Source organism: Brevibacterium senegalense (assembly GCF_000285835.1).
Classification (GTDB): Bacteria; Actinomycetota; Actinomycetes; order Actinomycetales; family Brevibacteriaceae; genus Brevibacterium; species Brevibacterium senegalense.
The window spans coordinates 383,943-402,559 of the sequence record NZ_HE978602.1 but is presented as its reverse complement, the minus strand read 5'-3'; the positions used below and the strand labels follow the sequence as shown (position 1 = coordinate 402,559).

The following is an 18,617-nucleotide window of genomic DNA, read 5'->3' as shown; positions in this document are numbered from 1 at the left end:
ACGGCCTCGCGCATGTAGGCCTGCCACGTGGCACCGGAGATCGTCGCACCGTAGACCGTGCCGCGGACCGCGCCCTCGGAGTTCGTGCGCCAGTCCCGGTTGCGGTTGGGATCACCCGTCCACACGAAGGTCGACAGCGTGCGCGTGAAGCCGATGAGCGAGGTCGAGCCGACCTCGAAGTTCGTCGTACCCGTCTTGGCCGCCGCCGGGACGCCGATCCCCAGGCTGCTGGTCGTGCCGCCGTTGAACGTCTGGCTCATCGCGTACGCGACGCCCTGCGCGACCTCCTTGTCGATGACCTGCTCGCAGTCCGCGCCGGGCACGTCGATCTCGTTCCCGTCCGCATCCGTCATCGACTCGATGGGGGTCGGCTTGCAGTACTCGCCGTCCGCGGCGAACGTCGCGAACGCCGAGGCCATGTCGATGGGCGCGACCTGGACCACGCCCAGGATCGAGGCCGGGCCTAGCGCATCAATGTAACCGTATTCATTCGGGGTGTCGAGCGGCTGCCCGCTCCCGTACTTGAGGCCCAGCGTCTCTGCGGTCTCGAGGATCCCGCACATGTTCAGCTGGTTGCCCATCGCCGCGTATGCGGTGTTGAGCGACTGCTTGGTCGCCTGCAGCGCGGTCATCGACGAACTTCCATTGCTATCACCGGCGTTTCTGGGGTTCCACTTGTCGCCCATGCTGGGGCAGCCGCTGTACGTCCAGGAGTTGGCCGGGTATTCGCGTCGCGTCGCATTCACGACGGTGCCCAGCCCCTTGCCCTCGTCCAGCCATTCGGCCAGGACGATGGGCTTCCACGTCGAACCCACCTGGAAGCCGTTCGCTCCGTTGTGCGCCCGGTCGACGTTGTAGTTGATCTGGGTGTCGGAGCTCTTGTCGCCCTCCGTCACCGTGTAGTTGCGGTTCTGCGCCATCGCGATGACCTTGCCGGTGCCCGGCTCCACGGTCACGGCGGAGTGGCCGGCACCGGACGGATCGCCCACGGGCACCCGGTCCTTGACGGCCTCGTCCGCCTTCGCCTGGATATCCGGGTTGATCGTCGTCTTGATCGTGAGGCCGCCGCGCTGCAGGAACTGCAGGCGCTCCTCCTTCGTCTCGCCGAACGCATCGTTGTTCTCGACGACGCGCTGGACGTAGTCGCAGAAATAGGCCATGTTGCCCGCGGTCGCGCAGCCGTTGGGGGTCGCGTGGAGGTCCAGGTCCAGGTCGGACTCCTTCGCCTCCTCGTACTCCGCATCATCGATGTAGCCGTGCGTGTGCATGAGGCTCAGGACGACGTTGCGGCGCTTGAGAGTCTGCTCCGGGAAGCGCTCCGGATTGTTGGCGGACGGGTTCTGGACGATGCCCGCCAGCATCGCCGACTGCTGGATGTTGAGCTCGGACGCAGGGATGCCCCAGTACTTCTGCGCCGCGGCCTCGACGCCGTAGACGTTGGGAGAGCCGGAGTAGTTGTTGATGTTGAGGTACCGGTGGAGGATGTCGTCCTTGCCGTATTTGTTCTCCACCGCCAGTGCCAGCTTCGCCTCGCGCAGCTTGCGGGCGTAGCCCGACGCGCCGTCAGACTCCTTCGCCGCTTCGACGCCCTCGATGTCCTCCACCGCGTGCGCATTCTCCGCCAGCACGTTCTTCACGTACTGCTGGGTCAGGGTCGATCCGCCCTGCGTGGAGTCCGACAGCAGGTTGTGCACGACGGCGCGGGCGATGCCCTGGAGGTCCACGCCGGAGTGCTCGTAGAAGCGGTAGTCCTCGACTGCGACGGTCGCGTCCTTCATCTCCTGGGAGATGTCGTCGAACTCGACCTCCTTGCGGTTCTGCCAGTAGAAGTTCGCGATGAGCGAGCCATCAGCGGCGACCATGCGCGACTGCTGGGCCAGCGGTCGCTCATCGAGCTCCGCCGGAAGTGCCTTGAACACCTCGACGGCACCGTCGCCGGCGGCCGCCGCCATGCCCACGGACGGGATCGCGAGTCCGGCGGACACGATCCCCGCGATGCAGCTGACGGCGATGAACTGGATGAGCGCGCTGACCTTGGTCGGCTTGTTGGCAGAGGACACCATGGTCGCGATTCTATCGCCACCGTCAACGAGCAGGTCTCAGTTGCCGTGGAGTCCCCTCACAGTCCACTGAGTCTCGGCCTCAGCGATCCGCCTCCACCAGGGTGAGGAGGGTGACCTCCGGCGGGCAGGCGAAGCGGACGGGAGAGTACGGCGAGTAGCCCAGACCGGCGGAGACGTGCACCCGCATCCGGCGGTACGGGAAGAGTCCGCGCGCACGCGTCCGGTCCATGTCGCAGTTCGTGACCGGGGCACCCCAGAACGGCACGCGGATCTGGCCCCCGTGCGTGTGCCCGGCCAGGACCAGCTGCGCACCCGCCCGGTCGAACGCCTCGAGCGTCCGGGAGTAGGGGGCGTGGGTGACCCCGATCCGCACATCCGCATCGGCGAAGGCAGGGTTCGCGTCCGTGATCCGATCCGCATCCATGTGCGCATCGCCCAGACCCGCGAACGCCAGGGACGTCCCCTTCACCGTCAGCGTGGACGTGCGGTTGTCGAGGTATGCCCAGCCGCGCGCTTCGAACGCCTCCCGGAGTTCGCCGGTGGGGAGCGTGGGGTCCTTCTCCCGGTGCTCCGCGTACGTCGTGCGCCGGGTGAGATAGCGCGCCGGGTTCTTCCGGGTGGGCCCCCACACGTCGTTCGAGCCGAAGACGAAGACGCCCGGCACGTCCAGCAGCGGGTCGAATGCGTCGAGAACCAGTGGCAGGGTGTCGCCCCCGAAGTTGTCGCCGGTGTTGATGACGAGATCCGGCTGCAGGTCGACCAGCGACCGGACGAACCGCGACCGGAACTCCTGGCCCAGCGCCAGATGCAGATCCGACACGTGGAGGATCCGCAGCGGATCAGACCCGGGCGGCAGGAGCGCGAGCCGCTCGCGACGGACGCGGAAGAGGCGCGGCTCGACGAGCGCCGAGTACGCGAGGCCCGCGGCACCGGCTGCGCCCACGGCGGCCAGCGCTCCCACGGCTCGACGGACACGACGTGAGGGCAGGGAAGGAATCATCGGGCCAGTATGCCAGCGCGGATCGAGAGGAGCGGTGCGCGACGGGAGCCGCACAGAGCTGGAACCGAGTGGAGCCGACCACACGCAGATCGAGAGGTCAACGCAGGGAGGGGTGACGGTCCAGGTCCGACTCGCGCTGCGTCCGGGCGCGGACGTGACGGGCCATGCGTCTGCGGCCGATGAGCCGGCAGACGGCGTAGATCGCGAAGCTGATGGTCGTGACGAACGGGCTGATGGGGACGACGGGCGACCCCAGTGCGATGAGCACGCCGCCCACGGACGAGACGACAGCGAAGATCACTGACAGGATCGGAGTGAGGATCGGCGAGGCGGTCACCTGGGTGGCGGCGGCCGCCGGCGTCACGAGCAGTGCGAGCACCAGCAGCACACCCACGACCTGGACGGACAGGGCGACCGCCAGCCCCAGTGCCACCATGAAGACGAGGTGCAGGGTCCCCACCCGGACTCCGCGGGCCAGGGCGACCTGCGGGTCGAGGCTGGCGAACATGAGGGGGCGCCAGATGAACGCCAGGGTCAGCAGTACGAGGATCGCGCAGATGACCAGCAGGCGCAGCTGATCATCGCTGATCGCGACGATCTGTCCGGTCAGCAGACCGAACTTGTTCGCCGCGCGTCCGTCGTACAGCGCCAGGAACAGGATGCCCAGTCCCAGGCCGAAGGGCATGAGGACGCCGATGATCGCGTTCTTCTCCGAATCGCGCACCCCTCCCACAGCGATGATGACGGCGGCGAGGAGGGATCCCACGAAGCTACCCAGCACCACGTCCATCCCCACGAGCAGGAAGAACGCCGCGCCCGCGAAGGACAGCTCCGCGATGCCGTGGACGGCGAATGCGATGTCGCGGGTCATGACGAAGACGGACACGAGTCCGCCCACGACGCCCAGGAGGGCCGCGGCGAGGATGGAGTTGAACAGGAGCGACACGAGTGCGCCGTAGTCCTCGAAGGTGAGGAGGCCGGTGAGTGCTTCCATCAGGCGTTCCTCCCGTCCGGCAGGTAGGCGTCCAGGTGTTCCTCGTCCGCATCGTCCACGTGTGGGTGGTGGTGAGGATGGTCGTCGCCGCCCACGATGACGAGACGCCCGCCCACCTCCACGACCTCGATGTGGGCACCGAACAGGCGGCTGAGCGACTGGGTCGTCATGACCTCGCGCGGTGGGCCGATCAGGTGGTGGCCGCCGGCCAGGTAGAGCACCCGGTCGACGTACGGCAGGATCGGATTGATCTCGTGCGTGACGAAGACGACCGCGGTGTCGCGGCTGCGGCGCATCTGGTCGATGAGTTCAGCGACGCGGCGCTGGTGGTGCAGGTCGAGCGACAGGAGCGGCTCATCGCACAAGAGGATCCGCGGCTGTCCGACGAGCGCCTGGGCGACTCTCAGCCGTTGCTGCTCGCCACCGGACAGCAGCCCCACAGGTGAGTCCGCGTACTCGCGTGCTCCCACCGCGTCGATGAGTTCGTCGATGCGGGCCCGGTCCGTCCTCCGCAGCGGCCGCCAGCCCCAGTGGTGGCCGTCCAGGCCCAGGCGGACCAGGTCGCGGCCGCGCATGGGGGTGTCGCGGTCCATGCCGCGCTGCTGCGGGATGTACCCCAGGTCGCGGTCGCCGGAGCGCGGCGCATGTCCGTTCACCCGGATGGTGCCGGACCGCAGCCGGTGCTGGCCCAGCAGGGTGCGCAGGAGCGAGGTCTTGCCGGTGCCGTTGGGACCCAGGACCGCGACGAACTCACCCGGCTGGACGTCGAGCGACAGGTGGTGCCAGACGACGCGCTCACCGAAGCGCAGCTCCGCGTCCCGGACCTCGAGGATCGGGGCCCGGTCAGGGGCTCCGCTCACGAGAGGGCCTGCTCGACGGAGTCGACGATCCCCGTCATCCAGGTCACGTAGTCGTCGTCCGTCTGGATCGTCTCCGTCATCTCGACGACCGGGACGCCCTGGTCGACCGCGATCTCGTGCAGCGCGTCGGCCTCCGGACCCGAGGTCTGGGAGTTGTAGGCGAACACCTGCACGTCCTGGGTCTCCAGCGCCTCCGTCGCCTCTGCGACGACCAGCGGGGAGACGTCCGAGCCGGCCTCGACGGAGTACACGAAGTCCTCCGGGACCACGTTCGTGAGGCCCAGGTCCTCGAACAACCACAGCGCGACCGGCTCCGTCACGGCGGCGGCCTCGCCCTCGTGCTCACCGGCCAGCTCCTCGACCCGCGACTGGAGGCCTGTCAGCTCGTCCGTGAGCGCCTGCGCGTTCTCCTGGAACGCAGCCGCGTCGTCCGGTGCGACCTCCGCCAGGTGGTGCTCGACCTCCTCGACCAGCGAGACCATCGTGGCGATCGAGTACCAGACGTGCTCGTTGAAGCTGCCCGGCCCGTGATCGTGGCCGGCGTGATCGTGACCGGCGTGGCCCTCCTCGGAGTCCTCGCCCTCGTGGTCGTGCCCACCGGCCGCGACCTCGGCGGCACCGGGCAGGTCGGAGACGGACACCGCGTCGACCACGGCCGGCTCCGTGTCCAGCGCGTCCAGCATCGTCGTGACGAAGCCGTCGTAGCCGCCGCCGTTCATAACGACCATGTCCGCCCGCGACAGGGTCAGCTGGTCGCGGGAGCTCGCCTCGTACTCGTGGGGGTCCTGCGCGGCGTCGTCGATGATCGGCTCGACCTCGACCTCGGTGTCCGCCGCGACCGCCTCGACGAGTGAGGCGTACACGTTCGTCGAGGTCACGACCGTCGTCCCGTCGCCGTCGCCCGCGGCCTGGGTCTCCCCACCGCAGCCCGCCAGCAGCAGGGCGGACAGGGGGACGGTGGCGGCGAGGGCGTGCGAGCGGCGCATGGATGACCTTTCCGGGGTCGGATGACGGGGCGATTCCGCGGCCCGACTGCGGGCCGCGTGTCCTGCTGGAAGGCTACGCGCGCGCCCCGGCCCGCACTAATGCAGAGATTCTGATGTGTCGATACGAGCGGCGCCCCTCTCCCGCGATGGGAGAGGGGCGCCGCTCGTGGTGTGCGTGCCGCGGACCGTGCGGGCCTGCGCGGTGTCGTCAGCCCAGGCGCTCGGCCAGGAGACGCGCGATCTGCACCGTGTTGAGGGCTGCGCCCTTGCGGAGGTTGTCGTTCGAGACGAAGAGGACCAGTCCGCGGTTGTCCGGCACCGACTGGTCCTGACGAATGCGTCCCACCAGGCTGGGATCCGCACCCGCAGCCTTGAGCGGCGTGGGCACGTCGACCAGCTCGACGCCGGCGGCCTCAGCGAGGACCTCGCGGGCCTCGTCCGGGGTGATTGCGCGGTCGAACTCCGCGTGGATCGACAGCGAGTGGCCCGTGACGACGGGGACGCGCACGCAGGTGCCGGCGACCAGCAGGTCCGGCAGACCCAGGATCTTGCGCGACTCGTTGCGGAGCTTCTTCTCCTCGTCCGTCTCCCCCTCGCCGTCCTCGACGAGCGCACCGGCGTACGGCAGCACGTTGAAGGCGATGGGGTCCGTGTACACCTGCGGGGCGGGGAAATCGACGGCGGACCCGTCGTGCACCAGCTTCGCCGCCTCCGGGGCGACCGCCTGCGCCTGACCCGTCAGCTCGTCCACGCCGGCCAGACCGGACCCGGACACCGCCTGGTAGGTGGCGACCTTGAGGCGGGACAGACCCGCGGCGTCGTGCAGGGCCTTGAGCGGCGGCATCGCGGCCATCGTCGTGCAGTTGGGGTTCGCGATGATCCCCTTGGGCCGCTCGTCCAGCTTGTCCGGGTTCACCTCGCTCACGACCAGGGGCACCTCGTCGTCGCCGCGCCACGCGGACGAGTTGTCGACGACGACCGCGCCGGCCTGCGCGAAGCGCTCCGCCTGCGCACGGGACGTGGCCCCGCCGGCGGAGAACAGGGCGATGTCGACACCCGCGGGGTCCGCCGTCGCGGCGTCCTCCACGACGATGTCCTCGCCGCGGAACGGCAGCGTCGTACCGGCGGAGCGAGCGGACGCGAAGAAGCGGGCCGCGCCGATCTCGAACCCGGGGTCCTCCTCCAGCAGGGTGCGCATGACGGCGCCCACCTGGCCGGTGGCGCCCACGATTCCCACGGTCACAGCACTCATCGTCCCGTCCCTCCGTACACCACGGCCTCTGCGTCCTCGCTGTCCAGGCCGTAGGCCTTGTGCGCCGCCTGGACCGCACGGTCCAGGTCCTCCGCGCGCGTCACGACGCTGATGCGGATCTCCGAGGTGGAGATGAGGTCGATGTTGACGTCCTCCGAGCTGAGCGCGCGGAACAGGGCTGCGGTGACGCCCGGGTTCGAGCGCATCCCGTCGCCCACGACGGACAGCTTGCCGATCTGGTCGTCGTAGCGGATGTGATCGAACTCGATCTCGTCCTTGCGCGTCTCCAGCGACTCGATCGCCTTCGCGCCGTCCGTCATCGGCAGGGTGAAGGAGATGTCCGTGCGGCCGGGATCGCGCGTGGAGATGTTCTGCACGATCATGTCGATGTTGATCTCCTGCTCCGCGATGAGGCTGAAGATCGCGGCGGCCTTCCCGGGCACGTCCGGCACACCCACGATCGTGAGTTTCGCTTCCGACCGGTCGTGCGCGACGCCGGAGATGATGGGCTGTTCCACAGTGTCTTCTTCCTCCGTGGTCTGGGTCCTGAAGGGTGCGGGGATCTCGCCGTCCGTCACCCACGTGCCGGTCTTCTCCGAGAACGACGAGCGGACGTGGATGGGCACGCCGGAGCGGCGCGCATACTCGACGCAGCGGAGCATGAGGATCTTGGCGCCGGAGGCAGCCATCTCCATCATCTCCTCGTACCCGATCTTGTGGATCTTGCGGGCGGTGGGGACGATGCGGGGGTCCGCGGTGAACACGCCGTCGACGTCCGAGTAGATCTCGCAGACATCCGCGTTCAGCGCGGCGGCCAGGGCGACAGCGGTCGTGTCGGAGCCGCCGCGGCCCAGCGTCGTGATGTTCTTCGCGGTCTGGCTGACGCCCTGGAAGCCCGCGACGATCGCCACGTGCCCGTCGTCCAGCGCTGACTGGATCCGGCCAGGGGTCACATCGATGATGCGGGCCTTCCCGTGCGACTCGTCCGTGATGACGCCGGCCTGCGATCCGGTGAACGACTGCGCGCTCTCACCCAGGTTCGCAATGGCCATGGCGAGGACGGCCATGGAGATCCGCTCCCCCGCCGTCAGCAGCATGTCGAGTTCGCGGGGCGGCGGGACGGGCGAGACCTGCTGCGCGAGGTCGATGAGGTCGTCCGTCTGGTCTCCCATGGCGGAGACGACGACGACCACGTCATGGCCGGCTTTGCGGTAGGAGACGATGCGCTTGGCGACCCGCTTGACGGATTCGGCATCCGCGACGGAGGATCCTCCGAACTTCTGTACGACGAGGCTCATGTGCTCAATTCTCTCGCGGGCTGTTCGGTCCGCTCGGCCGCCAGCGGGTGCACCGCCCGCGGCCGAACCGTCCCTCAGTCTACGGGCCGCAGTCCCGGCCCGGGAGGTCACCCCGTCGATCACGCCCGCAATTCGCAGGGTCGCGCACAGACGCCCCCGGTGCAGATCCGCAGTCGAATGGTGCTGCGGTTCTGCACCGGGGGCGTCGTCGTCATGGTGTTGAAGGACCGGTGGGTCACCTCCCGCTGCTCACCGGACGACGGTGAAGAGGTCCCCCGGCTGGCAGTCGAGGACGGAGCAGAGTGCGACGAGTGTCGTGAACCGCACCGCCTTCGCCCGGTTGTTCTTGAGGACGGAGAGGTTCGCCAGGCTCACTCCCACCTGTTCGGACAGCTGGGTGAGTGTCATGCCGTTCCGCTGCAACTGGTCCTCGATGTGGCAGATGACCCGGGGCTGCGGCTCCTCCATCTCAGATCACCCCTTCGAGCTCGTCCTGCGCCTCCCTGCCGCGGCGGACCGCCCGGCGGAGCACCTCCACGAGGATGACCGCGCCGATCCAGAGATAGGAGACTTCGAGTGTGATGCTGTTGCTCACCGCCGCGTCGCGCAGCCCCAGGTCGCGGATGATGAGGTTGTCCGCCGGCAGCTGCGCCAGACCGGCCAGCAGGCCCGCCACGACGATCGTCCAGGACAGGCCCATGAGGCCGCGTGACGCGCGATCACTGAAGGGACGGGCATGGACCACTTCGGTCACGACGCGGGTGGCGAACCAGGTCGCGACGAGGAGGCCGATCACGAGGATCGCCTTCGCTGCGATGAACTGGCCGATCGCCCAGGCGCTCAGGTCCGCGGTGGGGATCGAGAGCGCCGTGAGGCCCTCGACGGCCCGTTCCGACCCGGCCAGGGTGATCGCGGTGGGCTCCTCGAACTCGAGGACGGCCGGAATCCGGTCGGACAGCACTGCGCTGAAGAACGGGGACAGTGTCACGTTCATGAGCGCGATGAGCGGGAGGATCAGCAGGAACGCGTACCCCCACGTGTCCATCGTCCGGGGCTTCTTCTCCGGCTTTTCAAGCGGGGTGCCAGAGGTGCTGCCTGTCGCGTGATTCGAGGTGTCGTCCATGGTGCTGTCACCGCCGTCGGCGTTGTGGGTGGTGTCGTTGTGGTCGGTGTCGTCGGTGTGATCATCGGGGGTGTTCGGGCTGATGGTGTTCATGGGATCTCGCCCTTCACGGTGTCTGTTCTGGTGCGGCACCTGCCGCCCTTATCGATGATCGATATATCGATAAACAATATGTTTGCCGTTTATCGATAAGAAGTCAAGGGCTCCGCAGGATTTCCCTGCGGAGCCCTAGCGGTGAGGAGTCGATGTGCGCGCGATCAGGTGACGGTGCGGCGCCCTTCGAAGGCGCGGCCCAGGGTCACCTCGTCCGCGTACTCGAGGTCGCCGCCCACCGGCAGGCCGGAGGCCAGGCGGGACACCGTGATGCCCACGCTGCTGAGCAGGCGGATCAGGTAGGTCGCGGTGGCCTCGCCCTCGAGATTGGGGTCCGTCGCGATGACCACCTCGGTCACCTCGCCGTCCTGGAGGCGCGGCAGGAGGGTGCGGATGCGCAGGTCATCCGGGCCGATGCCGGCCATCGGATCGATCGAGCCGCCCAGCACGTGGTAGAGGCCGCGGAACTCGCGTGTGCGCTCGATCGCGAGGACGTCCTTGGGCTCCTCGACGACGCAGATCATGGACCTGTCACGGCGCTCATCACGGCAGATGACGCAGGTCTCGTCCTCCGCCACGTTGCCGCACGTCTCGCAGAAGCGGACCCGGCGCTTGACCTCGCGCAGTGCGGTCGCCAGCGCGTCCACGTCCGCGGTGTCCGCCTGCAGAATGTGGAATGCCATGCGCTGCGCGGATTTGGGGCCGATCCCCGGCAGGCGGCCGAACTCCTCGACCAGATCCTGCAGGGCGCCTTCGTAGAGCAGGCTCACTCGTCGAACTCCTCGATGATCACGCCACCCAGTATGCGCTCGACGACAGCAGGACCGAATTCGGTCGACTGCTGGATGTCCGCGTCACCCGATGTGTCGTAGTCCGCGTAGTTCTCGACGGGATCCGGCACATGCTCCTGGACGGGCGGCGGCTGAGCCGCGGCGCCGGGTGCCACATCGCCGCTGTGCCGCTGAGCCAGCCGCGCGTAGCGACCCAGGGGACCGTCGTCGGAGGGATCTCCCAGGCCTGGTGAGGATCGGCGACCCGGACCGCTTCCGGGCCCGGTCGAGGTGCCCTGCCCGGGGTTGTCCGTGAATGCGATGTCGACGTCCGCGTAGGCGCCCAGGAAGTCGAGGTCCGTGCGCGGCCCGGCCTCAACCGGGGCACCGTGCGCGGGGCCACCGCCGTCTGAGGCTGGCTCCTGGGCCTGCCGCGTGCCATCCGCAGACCGGGGGTCGCCGGCCGGAGAGCCGTCGTCACCCCGGTAGGGGTCCTCCGTGGGGTACGGCTCATCGGAGGGGTGGAACTCGTCAGAGGGGTAGGGCTCATCGTCCGGGTACGGCTCGATGTCGACCGGCGGCGGTACGACGACCGCACCGAAATCGACGGCACCGTCGCCGGCGGACGTCTCCACGGGCTCCGGTCCGGGCGCGAACGGGTCCGCAGGAGCAGAGTCGGACGACGGATCAGCCGCGTCGATCGGCAGGTCCGTCGACTGCACGGACCGCACGGTGTCCTCCGCCTGAGACGCGTCCGCGGGGTCTGCGGGTTCCGGCACGATCGGGGACTCGCCCGTCTCCGTCGACCACGACGGCAGATCGGAGGGCTGAGCCCAGGGATCGTCCACAGGAGCGGACGCGTCGGACGCAGTCGCCTCAGTCGTGGGGGCGGGCGCATCCCCAGCCGGTGCGGACGAGACGGGCGTGTGCGCAACAGGGTCGGACGTGACGGACGAGGGCGCGGCAGAGCCGGGGTCAGGCGCCTCTGTGCCCGTCACGGGCTGCGGACTGTCACCCTCCGCATCGTCGTGGTGCTCGCGGTCCGAGGCTGCGTCGGACTGCCAGAACCGGTCGTGGTCGACCGGCTCGCGGTCCGCCTCGCGCCGCCCCACCACCGAGTCGAGCTGCTCACGCGTCACCGCATGCGGACCGCCGGATGGGCCGGGTCCACCGGAGCCGCCGGCACCACTGGAGCCTCCAGGAGCACCGGAGCCTCCGGGAGCACCCTGGCCACCGCGCGGGGTGCCCGCAGCAGCCGTAGGACCGGATGCATCCGGCTGTGCAGGAGGCGGCCCCGCGTTCTCGTCGCCCACCTCCACCTGCGCGCGGATGCCCAGGGACTGCTCGACGGCGGTGCTGACGAACTGCGCGTGGGGACCGCGGCGGAAGGCCTGGACCGAGCCGGGATTGCTGAAGCCCAGGGACAGGACGCCGTCTGCGAACTGCTGCGGGAAGGCGTTGCCGCTCACGATCGCGTACGACAGCTTGCGCAGCTGCTGCAGCCGCACCAGCACATCCGGCCATCCGCGCCGGATCGCGTCGATCTCCGCGCCCACGCCCGGAGCCTGACGGATCTCCGGGGACGCGTGGGCCTCCCCGTACTGGGGCTCCGGCTGTGAGGGCCGCGACTGCGGGGGCTCCGACTGCTGGGGCTCCGCCTGAGTCTGCCTCGAGTGCGGGGTCTCCGACTGCTGGGGCTGCCCGGTTGCGGGCTGTTGAGCTTGAGTCTGTACCTGATGGTCCGGCGCTGCAGACGGATCCGCCTGCGCCTGCGACGTGGGTTGCTGAGCCTGTGCCTGCTGAGGCTGCTGCGCAGGCTGGTCACGGTGCTCCGGCGGTGCCTGCTCACCCGGCTGGGCAGGACCGCCCTGCTGCGCCGGCCTGTTCTGTGCGGCGGGAGGCCCGGTCTGAGCCGGCGGCTCCGGCTGAGCGTGCACGGGCTGTTCAGTGCGGTTGCCCGGGGCGTGCTCCTGCTGTCCCTGTGGTTCCGGTGCGGACTGTCGCTGCGAGCCGCGTCCGCGGGGCCCCTCGTCCAGCACGGATCGGGCCGAGGCCATCGCGTCCGCGACACCTGCGAACGGGTCCTCATCCGCTGGTGGGCCGGACGGCGCTGCCGTTCCAGGCGCAGACGCACCCTGACCCGTGGCTTGGGCTCCCCGACCGGCGGCCGTTCCGGGCCCGCCCTCGGCTGGGGCCGGCTGCTGCTGAGCCTGCTGCTGCGCGGCGGGGGCCTCGACCGCCGCCGGCGGCACCGCGCCGGCGGGCATGCGACCGTCCGCGGACATCCCCACCCGACGCTCCAGGCGGTCGACACGGGAGACGACGGAGCGACGCGAGTCCTCCGACCCCGGCAGCAGGATGCGCGCGCAGATGAGCTCCAGCTGGAGACGCGGGGACGTCGCCCCGCTCATCTCCGTGAGACCGGCGTTCAGCAGATCCGCGGCACGGGACAGCTCTGCGGGACCGTACGCCCGCGCCTGGCCCTTGAGGCGCTCCAGCCGATCCTGCGGCACCTCCGGCAGGAACGCGGCCGCGGACTCCTGGGCGGCGGAGATGACGAAAAGATCCCGGAAGCGCTCCAGCAGGTCCTCGACGAACCGGCGCGGGTCGTGACCGGATTCGATGACCCGGTCGATGACCCGGAACACCCCGGCGCCGTCCCCGGCGGAGAACGCATCGACGATGTCGCCCAGGAGCGAATCGTCCGTGTAGCCCAGCAGCGCGACCGCCGTGCTGTAGTCGACCCCGTCCGCCGTGGCACCCGCGATCAGCTGGTCCAGCACGGACAGGGTGTCGCGCACGGAGCCGCCGCCGGCGCGCACGACCAGCGGCAGCACGCCCGTGCCCACCTGCACGCCTTCGCGCGCGGCCAGCTGCTCCAGGTACCCGCCCAGCGTCTCCGGCGGGACCAGGCGGAACGGGTAGTGGTGGGTGCGGGACCGGATCGTGCCGATCACCTTGTCCGGCTCCGTCGTCGCGAACACGAACTTCACGTGCGCCGGCGGCTCCTCCACGAGCTTGAGCAGCGCGTTGAAGCCCTGCGGCGTCACCATGTGCGCCTCATCGAGGATGAAGACCTTGTAGCGGTCGCGCGCCGGCGCGTACACGGCGCGCTCGCGCAGATCACGGGCGTCATCGACACCGTTGTGGCTGGCCGCGTCGATCTCCACGACGTCCAGCGAGCCGGGGCCGCCGTTGGACAGGTCGCGGCAACTCTCGCACTGCCCGCACGGGGTGGACGTGGGCCCCTCTGCGCAGTTGAGGCAGCGGGCCAGGATCCGGGCGGACGTCGTCTTGCCGCAGCCGCGGGGGCCGGAGAACAGGAAGGCATGGTTGATGCGCCCGGCATCGATCGCGGCGGACAGCGGGGCGGTCACATGCTCCTGTCCGATGACCTCTGCGAAGGTTTCAGGACGGTAGCGCCTATACAGTGCGGTGGACACGCCCCCACCCTATAGTCAGTGACGGACACGGCGTCGGACAGAACTGCCCCACCGGGGAGAGGAAGGACCAGTCACATGGACAGCGATCCTGCGGCCCGCCGGATCCGGATCGGTCATGCGGAGCGTGACGCGGTCATCGAGCAGCTGCGCGTCGCCGCCGGTGAGGGCCGTCTGACGGTCGACGAGCTGACCGAGCGCATGGAGCGCGCCGCCGTCGCCAAGACCTTCGCCGACCTCGACCCACTCGTCGAGGACCTCCCCGTCGCTCCCCCGTCCAGTGGGCTGGGAGGGGCCCCGGGCACGGTGGCGCGGACGGCCTCGGGCGCTGTGGTTCCCACGGGCGACGGACCGGGCTGGGACCCGGCCGACCCCCTGGTCGTCCGCGCGAGCTGGGAGGACGAGCGCCGGCGCGGCCGCTGGATCGTCCCGCCGTTCATCCGCGTCGAGACGCCGGGCGCCACCGCGGAACTCAACTTCCTCGAGGTCGACTCGTACCCGCAGCGCATCCAGGTAGAGCTGCGCGGCGCGATGGGGGCGTGCGTCCTCGTCGTCCCCGACGGCTGGGGCGCGGACGTGTCCCGCGTCGGGGGATCGTGGGGCAGCAGGAAATCGCTGGTCGACGAGGTGCCGCGCGACGGGATGCCCACGATCGCGGTCCACGGCACCCTGGGGATGAGCAGTCTCACGGTCCGCTACGCCAACTGGTTCGACCGCCGACGGACAGAGAAGAGGGACTGACCCATGCTGGGCGAAGCGTCCACACTGGCCATCACGATCATCACGGTCTCGTTCTTCGCGATCCTCCTGCTCGCGGGGATCCTGGTCGCCCGTGTCGTGCGCAACCCGGACAAGGCGATCGGCGCCCGCACCCGGCAGCGGTGGGAGGAGCACGAGGACGCCCACCGCCTGGAGCAGGAGCGGCGTAGGCTGGAGGAGGAGCGGAGGCTCAGCGAGGAGCCGGATCAGCGCAGAGAGCCCCACGACGACGGGCTGGACAGCACGGACGGCCCGGATCGCCACGACCAGGAGGACGGGACCCATGAGTGACAGGACCTACAGGATCGCGGTCATCCCCGGCGACGGGATCGGCACGGAGGTGATGCCGGAGGGGATCAGGTCACTGCGCGCCGCGGCGGACGCCTTCGACTTCGACCTGGACCTCCTGGAGCTGGACTGGGCGAGCGCAGCCCACTGGCAGGAGCACGGCACGATGATGCCGGACGACTGGGCGCAGCGGCTGGAGGGGATCGACGCGATCTTCTTCGGTGCGGTGGGCTGGCCGGAGGTCGTCCCGGACCACGTGAGCCTGTGGGGGTCGATCCTCCAGTTCCGCCGCGTCTTCGACCAGTACGTGAATCTGCGCCCGGTCAAGCTGCTGCCCGGTGTCCGCAGCCCGCTGGCGGACCGGCAGCCCGGCGAGGTCGACTTCTACGTGGTCCGCGAGAACACGGAGGGCGAGTACTCGTCCGTGGGCGGGCGCATGTTCGAGGGCACGGACCGCGAGACGGTCATCCAGGAGACCGTCATGACCCGCACGGGCGTCGACCGGGTGCTGGCCTACGCGTTCGACCTGGCGGAGAAGCGCCCGGCGAAGAAGCTCACGTCCGCGACGAAGTCGAACGGCATCGCGATCACGATGCCGTACTGGGACGAGCGGGTGGCGGAGATGTCGAAGTCCTACCCGTCGGTCGACGTCGACCAGTTCCACATCGACATCCTCGCCGCGAACTTCGTCCTGCACCCGGACTGGTTCGACGTGGTCGTCGCCTCGAACCTGTTCGGCGACATCCTCTCCGACCTGGGACCCGCCTGCGCCGGCACGATCGGCATCGCCCCCAGCGCCAATATCAACCCGGAGGGCACCCACCCGTCCCTCTTCGAGCCGGTCCACGGGTCCGCCCCGGACATCGCCGGCAAGGGCATCGCGAACCCGATCGGACAGATCTGGTCCGCCGCCCTCATGCTGGAGCACCTGGGCGAGGCCGAGGCCGCCGCCGCCATCGAGACCGCCTTCGCCCAGGTCGTGGAGACCGGGGACCCCCAGGTCGTCACGCCTGATCTGGGCGGGTCCGGCACCACGGCCGGGCTGGGTCAGGCGATCGCGGACGCGATCACCCCGGGCAGCGCCGGCTGAGTCCGCGGGTGCGGTCCCGCACGGCCTGCACCCGCACGACCAGTGCCTGCGCGGGCCCTGCGAGCGCGGGTCATGCGCACGGATCTGCGGGGAACTCACATGCCCGCGACCATGACCGCCGCCGCGGTCTCGCGGTAGCGTCGAGGGCAAGCGGGGCCCTCCGGCCCCGGCAGAGCGCGACGGAAGGAGTGCATCATGGGAATCGGTGACGAGGCGAAGGACCTGAGCGGCAAGGCCAAGGAGGGCCTGGGCGACGCGACGGGCAACGAGGACCTGCAGCGCAGCGGCGCGAAGGACCGCGCCGAGGCCGCCGTGGGCAAGGCCGCCGACGCGATCCGCGACCGCGTCGACGACGTGAAGGAGGGTGCCGGCGGGCTGGGTCAGAAGATCGCCGGCGCGTTCGACGGCATCAAGGACGGCCTGTCGAAGGACAAGGACGACAGCGGCGACGCCGACCGCTGACCATCAGCCGCGGATGAGTCCCGCCTCCCGCGCCTTCGCCACGGCGTCGGTGCGGGAGCGGGCTCCCAGCTTCTCGAAGACGTGCACGAGGTGCGTCTTCACCGTCGACTCCGACACGAACAGGCGCGCGGCGATCTGCGCGTTCGACAGGCCGTCCGCCACGGCCTCCACCACCTCCAGCTCACGCGCGCTCAGGCTCACGCCGGGCGCGCGCATCCGTTGCATGAGCATCGCGGTCACATCCGGAGACAGCGCTGTCTCGCCCGCCGCGGCGCGGCGGATGCCGTCCAGCAGCTGGTCCGGCGGCGTGTCCTTGAGCAGATAGCCCGAGGCCCCGGCCTCGATCGCGGTCACGACGTCCGCGTCGCTGTCGTAGTTCGTGAGGACGAGGACGTGCGGGGCGTCCGGACCGGCGGAGCGGATCCGCCGGGTCGCCTCCGCCCCGTGGACCACGCCGTCGCCGCTGCCCAGCTGCAGGTCCATGAGGACGAGGTGGGCGGGCACCTGCGCGGCCAGCCGGACGACCTCCTCGCCCGTCGCGGCCTCGCCCACGACGTCGATCCCCTGGTCCGTGGCCAGCAGGGCCGTGATCCCGGCCCGCACCACCGGATGGTCATCGCACACCAGCACCCGCACCGTCATCGTTCCGCGCTCCCCTTCGCCGTCTCGTCGTCTGCCGTCACGTCGTCTGTCGTCGCGTCGTCGATCGCCGTCGCACCACCCCCACCGTCTGCGGTCGCGCTGTCAGTCGTATCCACGTCCCGGAAGACCGCGCTCACCCGCGTGCCCTCCCCCGGTCGGGAGTCGACGCGCAGCGTCCCGCCCACCGCGGCGACCCGCCCACGCATGACGTCGAGGCCGAACGAGTCCGACTCCGCGGACGGCCGCACAGCGCCCGGATCGAACCCGCGCCCGTCGTCCGCGATCTCCACCATCGCCCGTCCCGTCTCGTACGTGAGGGTGACGGTCACCGTCTGCCCATGCGCGTGGGCGACGGCGTTGCCCAGGGCGCCCTGGACGACGCGCAGGATCGTCGTGTCGACGGACCGCGGCAGCGAGCGGGCGGTGCCCTGGGAGCGGAAGGCGACGGCGGCCTCGGCGGCGGTGTCCGCCTCCGCCACGATCCGGGCGAGTGCGTCCGGCAGGGTCGCGGCAGCCAGTGCGGGCGAGGAGAGCGCGCGGATGAAGGCGCGGGTCTCCGCCAGCGCGGCACCGGCGGACTCCTTGGCGAGCGCGATCTCACGGCGGCCGGGCGCGTCGGCCGGGCGGGCGGAGTCCGGGTGGGAGCCGTCGTCGACGGTGCGGGCCGCTTCTGGGTGGGCAGCGTCCGGGCGGGCGGAGTCCTCCGTGCGGGAGTCATCGTCCAGGCGGCGTTCCGCGGCGCTCAGCAGCAGCTGGATGCTGGAGAGGCTCTGGGCGACGGTGTCGTGGAGCTCGGCGGCCATGCGGGTGCGTTCGGTCTCCACACCGGCGGCACGCTCCGTCTCCGCCAGCTGCGCCTGCGCGGCCAGGAGACGGTCGACCAGCTGCTCGCGGGCGTGGACCTCGCGGACCAGGGTGCGCACGCCCACGCCGATCGCGACCGCGACTCCCGCGCCCACGAGCGGTCCCGTCACGCCGCCCACGGACAGGCCGCGGTGGGCGGCCAGCGCAGCGATGGCGATGAGGGCGAGCGCGAACACCCCCACCGGGCCCCACCAGTCGGGCAACAGGTGGAGGACGAGGAAGAAGAGCGGGAAGACGAGGAACGCCGCGTCCGGGGCCAGTACGGTCGTGCCGATCCACAGGAGTGTCAGCAGTGCGAGCCAGATGAGGGCGGCGCGGTCGCCGGACCGCTGAGTGCGCGTGCCGGACCGTTCCGGCCGGGTGCCTGATCGCTCCGGCGGGGTGGCTGATCGCTCCGGCCGGGCACGGCGACCCAGCTGCACGGCGCCCAGCGCGTAGACGACCTCGAAGGCGAGGACCAGCCCGATCGCCAGCGCGGGGTCCAGGGCATCGCCCTCCAGGGCACGCACGACCACCAGCACGCCCAGGCCCACGATGAGGCCGTGCAGGCACCACTGGAGCGCTCGGGCCACGGTCGAGGCGGACAGGGACGAGTCACTCATGACTCCACGCTACTGCGTGCGGGGCCGCCTC

Annotated in this window: 17 protein-coding genes; 4 read left to right on the top strand and 13 right to left on the bottom strand. The window is 70.3% G+C overall.

The genetic code is table 11. The features are described from left to right. From HGBR_RS07595 to HGBR_RS19455, 11 genes are all read right to left on the bottom strand, one after another. On the bottom strand, positions 1–2,063 hold a 2,063-nt coding region (locus tag HGBR_RS07595; RefSeq protein ID WP_019158736.1), incomplete at its 3' end, for a transglycosylase domain-containing protein. Positions 2,064–2,142: 79 nt separating this feature from the next. After that, complete coding sequence (locus HGBR_RS07590) at positions 2,143–3,063, bottom strand: metallophosphoesterase (RefSeq protein ID WP_051013346.1); 921 nt, start codon at positions 3,061–3,063, stop codon at positions 2,143–2,145. Positions 3,064–3,160: 97 nt separating this feature from the next. Then, entirely contained in the window at positions 3,161–4,057 is an 897-nt protein-coding gene (locus HGBR_RS17020; RefSeq protein WP_019158734.1) for a metal ABC transporter permease, read from the bottom strand. Then, positions 4,057–4,917, bottom strand: coding sequence for a metal ABC transporter ATP-binding protein (locus HGBR_RS07580; RefSeq protein WP_019158733.1), 861 nt, complete (start codon positions 4,915–4,917; stop codon positions 4,057–4,059). Before HGBR_RS07580 ends, HGBR_RS17020 begins: the two co-directional genes overlap by 1 nt. Next, positions 4,914–5,903: a metal ABC transporter solute-binding protein, Zn/Mn family gene (locus HGBR_RS07575; protein ID WP_019158732.1), complete on the bottom strand. Its 990-nt coding sequence runs from the start codon at positions 5,901–5,903 to the stop codon at positions 4,914–4,916. The genes HGBR_RS07580 and HGBR_RS07575 overlap by 4 nt, the downstream gene beginning before the upstream one ends. 208 nt (positions 5,904–6,111) lie before the next feature. Further along, complete coding sequence (locus HGBR_RS07570; RefSeq protein WP_040364756.1) at positions 6,112–7,155, bottom strand: aspartate-semialdehyde dehydrogenase; 1,044 nt, start codon at positions 7,153–7,155, stop codon at positions 6,112–6,114. Continuing rightward, complete coding sequence (locus HGBR_RS07565; protein WP_019158730.1) at positions 7,152–8,453, bottom strand: aspartate kinase; 1,302 nt, start codon at positions 8,451–8,453, stop codon at positions 7,152–7,154. Before HGBR_RS07565 ends, HGBR_RS07570 begins: the two co-directional genes overlap by 4 nt. Positions 8,454–8,702: 249 nt before the next feature. After that, the gene (locus tag HGBR_RS07560) at positions 8,703–8,921 is read right to left on the bottom strand and encodes a helix-turn-helix domain-containing protein (RefSeq protein ID WP_019158729.1); all 219 of its coding nucleotides are present in this window, start codon (positions 8,919–8,921) and stop codon (positions 8,703–8,705) included. 1 nt (position 8,922) lies between these two features. Further along, positions 8,923–9,669, bottom strand: a complete 747-nt coding sequence (locus HGBR_RS07555) for a DUF2975 domain-containing protein (RefSeq protein WP_019158728.1) — start codon at positions 9,667–9,669, stop codon at positions 8,923–8,925. A 164-nt stretch (positions 9,670–9,833) separates the two neighbouring features. Then, on the bottom strand, positions 9,834–10,439 hold the full coding sequence (gene recR, locus HGBR_RS07550; protein ID WP_019158727.1) for a recombination mediator RecR: 606 nt from the start codon (positions 10,437–10,439) through the stop codon (positions 9,834–9,836). Continuing rightward, the gene (locus HGBR_RS19455; RefSeq protein WP_026077426.1) at positions 10,436–13,882 is read right to left on the bottom strand and encodes a DNA polymerase III subunit gamma and tau; all 3,447 of its coding nucleotides are present in this window, start codon (positions 13,880–13,882) and stop codon (positions 10,436–10,438) included. The genes recR and HGBR_RS19455 overlap by 4 nt, the downstream gene beginning before the upstream one ends. A 75-nt stretch (positions 13,883–13,957) precedes the next feature. Here HGBR_RS19455 and HGBR_RS17015 point away from each other — a divergent pair, with 75 nt between their 5' ends. The 4 genes from HGBR_RS17015 to HGBR_RS17010 all read left to right on the top strand — a co-directional run bounded on the left by HGBR_RS17015 (position 13,958) and on the right by HGBR_RS17010 (position 16,478). Further along, entirely contained in the window at positions 13,958–14,620 is a 663-nt protein-coding gene (locus HGBR_RS17015; protein ID WP_019158725.1) for a DUF1707 SHOCT-like domain-containing protein, read from the top strand. A gap of 3 nt (positions 14,621–14,623) precedes the next feature. Further along, positions 14,624–14,929, top strand: coding sequence for a hypothetical protein (locus HGBR_RS07535; RefSeq protein ID WP_019158724.1), 306 nt, complete (start codon positions 14,624–14,626; stop codon positions 14,927–14,929). Further along, on the top strand, positions 14,922–16,016 hold the full coding sequence (locus HGBR_RS07530; protein WP_019158723.1) for a tartrate dehydrogenase: 1,095 nt from the start codon (positions 14,922–14,924) through the stop codon (positions 16,014–16,016). Before HGBR_RS07535 ends, HGBR_RS07530 begins: the two co-directional genes overlap by 8 nt. 195 nt (positions 16,017–16,211) lie before the next feature. Further along, positions 16,212–16,478: a CsbD family protein gene (locus tag HGBR_RS17010; RefSeq protein WP_019158722.1), complete on the top strand. Its 267-nt coding sequence runs from the start codon at positions 16,212–16,214 to the stop codon at positions 16,476–16,478. A 3-nt stretch (positions 16,479–16,481) separates the two neighbouring features. Here the strand turns inward: HGBR_RS17010 and HGBR_RS07520 are convergent, their stop codons facing one another. Together HGBR_RS07520 and HGBR_RS18815 are read right to left on the bottom strand one after the other, a co-directional pair. Next, entirely contained in the window at positions 16,482–17,120 is a 639-nt protein-coding gene (locus HGBR_RS07520; protein ID WP_019158721.1) for a response regulator, read from the bottom strand. Then, entirely contained in the window at positions 17,117–18,586 is a 1,470-nt protein-coding gene (locus HGBR_RS18815; protein WP_019158720.1) for a sensor histidine kinase, read from the bottom strand. Before HGBR_RS18815 ends, HGBR_RS07520 begins: the two co-directional genes overlap by 4 nt. Between the last annotated feature and the right edge of the window lie 31 nt (positions 18,587–18,617).

Excerpts from the sequence above, each read along its gene's own strand:
- HGBR_RS07590 (WP_051013346.1), bottom strand. The coding sequence starts at position 3,063 with ATGATTCCTTCCCTGCCCTCACGTCGTGTCCGTCGAGCCGTGGGAGCG.
- HGBR_RS07565 (WP_019158730.1), bottom strand. The coding sequence starts at position 8,453 with ATGAGCCTCGTCGTACAGAAGTTCGGAGGATCCTCCGTCGCGGATGCC.
- HGBR_RS17010 (WP_019158722.1), top strand. The coding sequence starts at position 16,212 with ATGGGAATCGGTGACGAGGCGAAGGACCTGAGCGGCAAGGCCAAGGAG.
- HGBR_RS07570 (WP_040364756.1), bottom strand. The coding sequence starts at position 7,155 with ATGAGTGCTGTGACCGTGGGAATCGTGGGCGCCACCGGCCAGGTGGGC.
- HGBR_RS07560 (WP_019158729.1), bottom strand. The coding sequence starts at position 8,921 with ATGGAGGAGCCGCAGCCCCGGGTCATCTGCCACATCGAGGACCAGTTG.
- HGBR_RS07530 (WP_019158723.1), top strand. The coding sequence starts at position 14,922 with ATGAGTGACAGGACCTACAGGATCGCGGTCATCCCCGGCGACGGGATC.
- HGBR_RS07520 (WP_019158721.1), bottom strand. The coding sequence starts at position 17,120 with ATGACGGTGCGGGTGCTGGTGTGCGATGACCATCCGGTGGTGCGGGCC.
- HGBR_RS17020 (WP_019158734.1), bottom strand. The coding sequence starts at position 4,057 with ATGGAAGCACTCACCGGCCTCCTCACCTTCGAGGACTACGGCGCACTC.
- HGBR_RS18815 (WP_019158720.1), bottom strand. The coding sequence starts at position 18,586 with ATGAGTGACTCGTCCCTGTCCGCCTCGACCGTGGCCCGAGCGCTCCAG.
- HGBR_RS17015 (WP_019158725.1), top strand. The coding sequence starts at position 13,958 with ATGGACAGCGATCCTGCGGCCCGCCGGATCCGGATCGGTCATGCGGAG.
- HGBR_RS07575 (WP_019158732.1), bottom strand. The coding sequence starts at position 5,903 with ATGCGCCGCTCGCACGCCCTCGCCGCCACCGTCCCCCTGTCCGCCCTG.
- HGBR_RS07535 (WP_019158724.1), top strand. The coding sequence starts at position 14,624 with ATGCTGGGCGAAGCGTCCACACTGGCCATCACGATCATCACGGTCTCG.
- HGBR_RS07555 (WP_019158728.1), bottom strand. The coding sequence starts at position 9,669 with ATGAACACCATCAGCCCGAACACCCCCGATGATCACACCGACGACACC.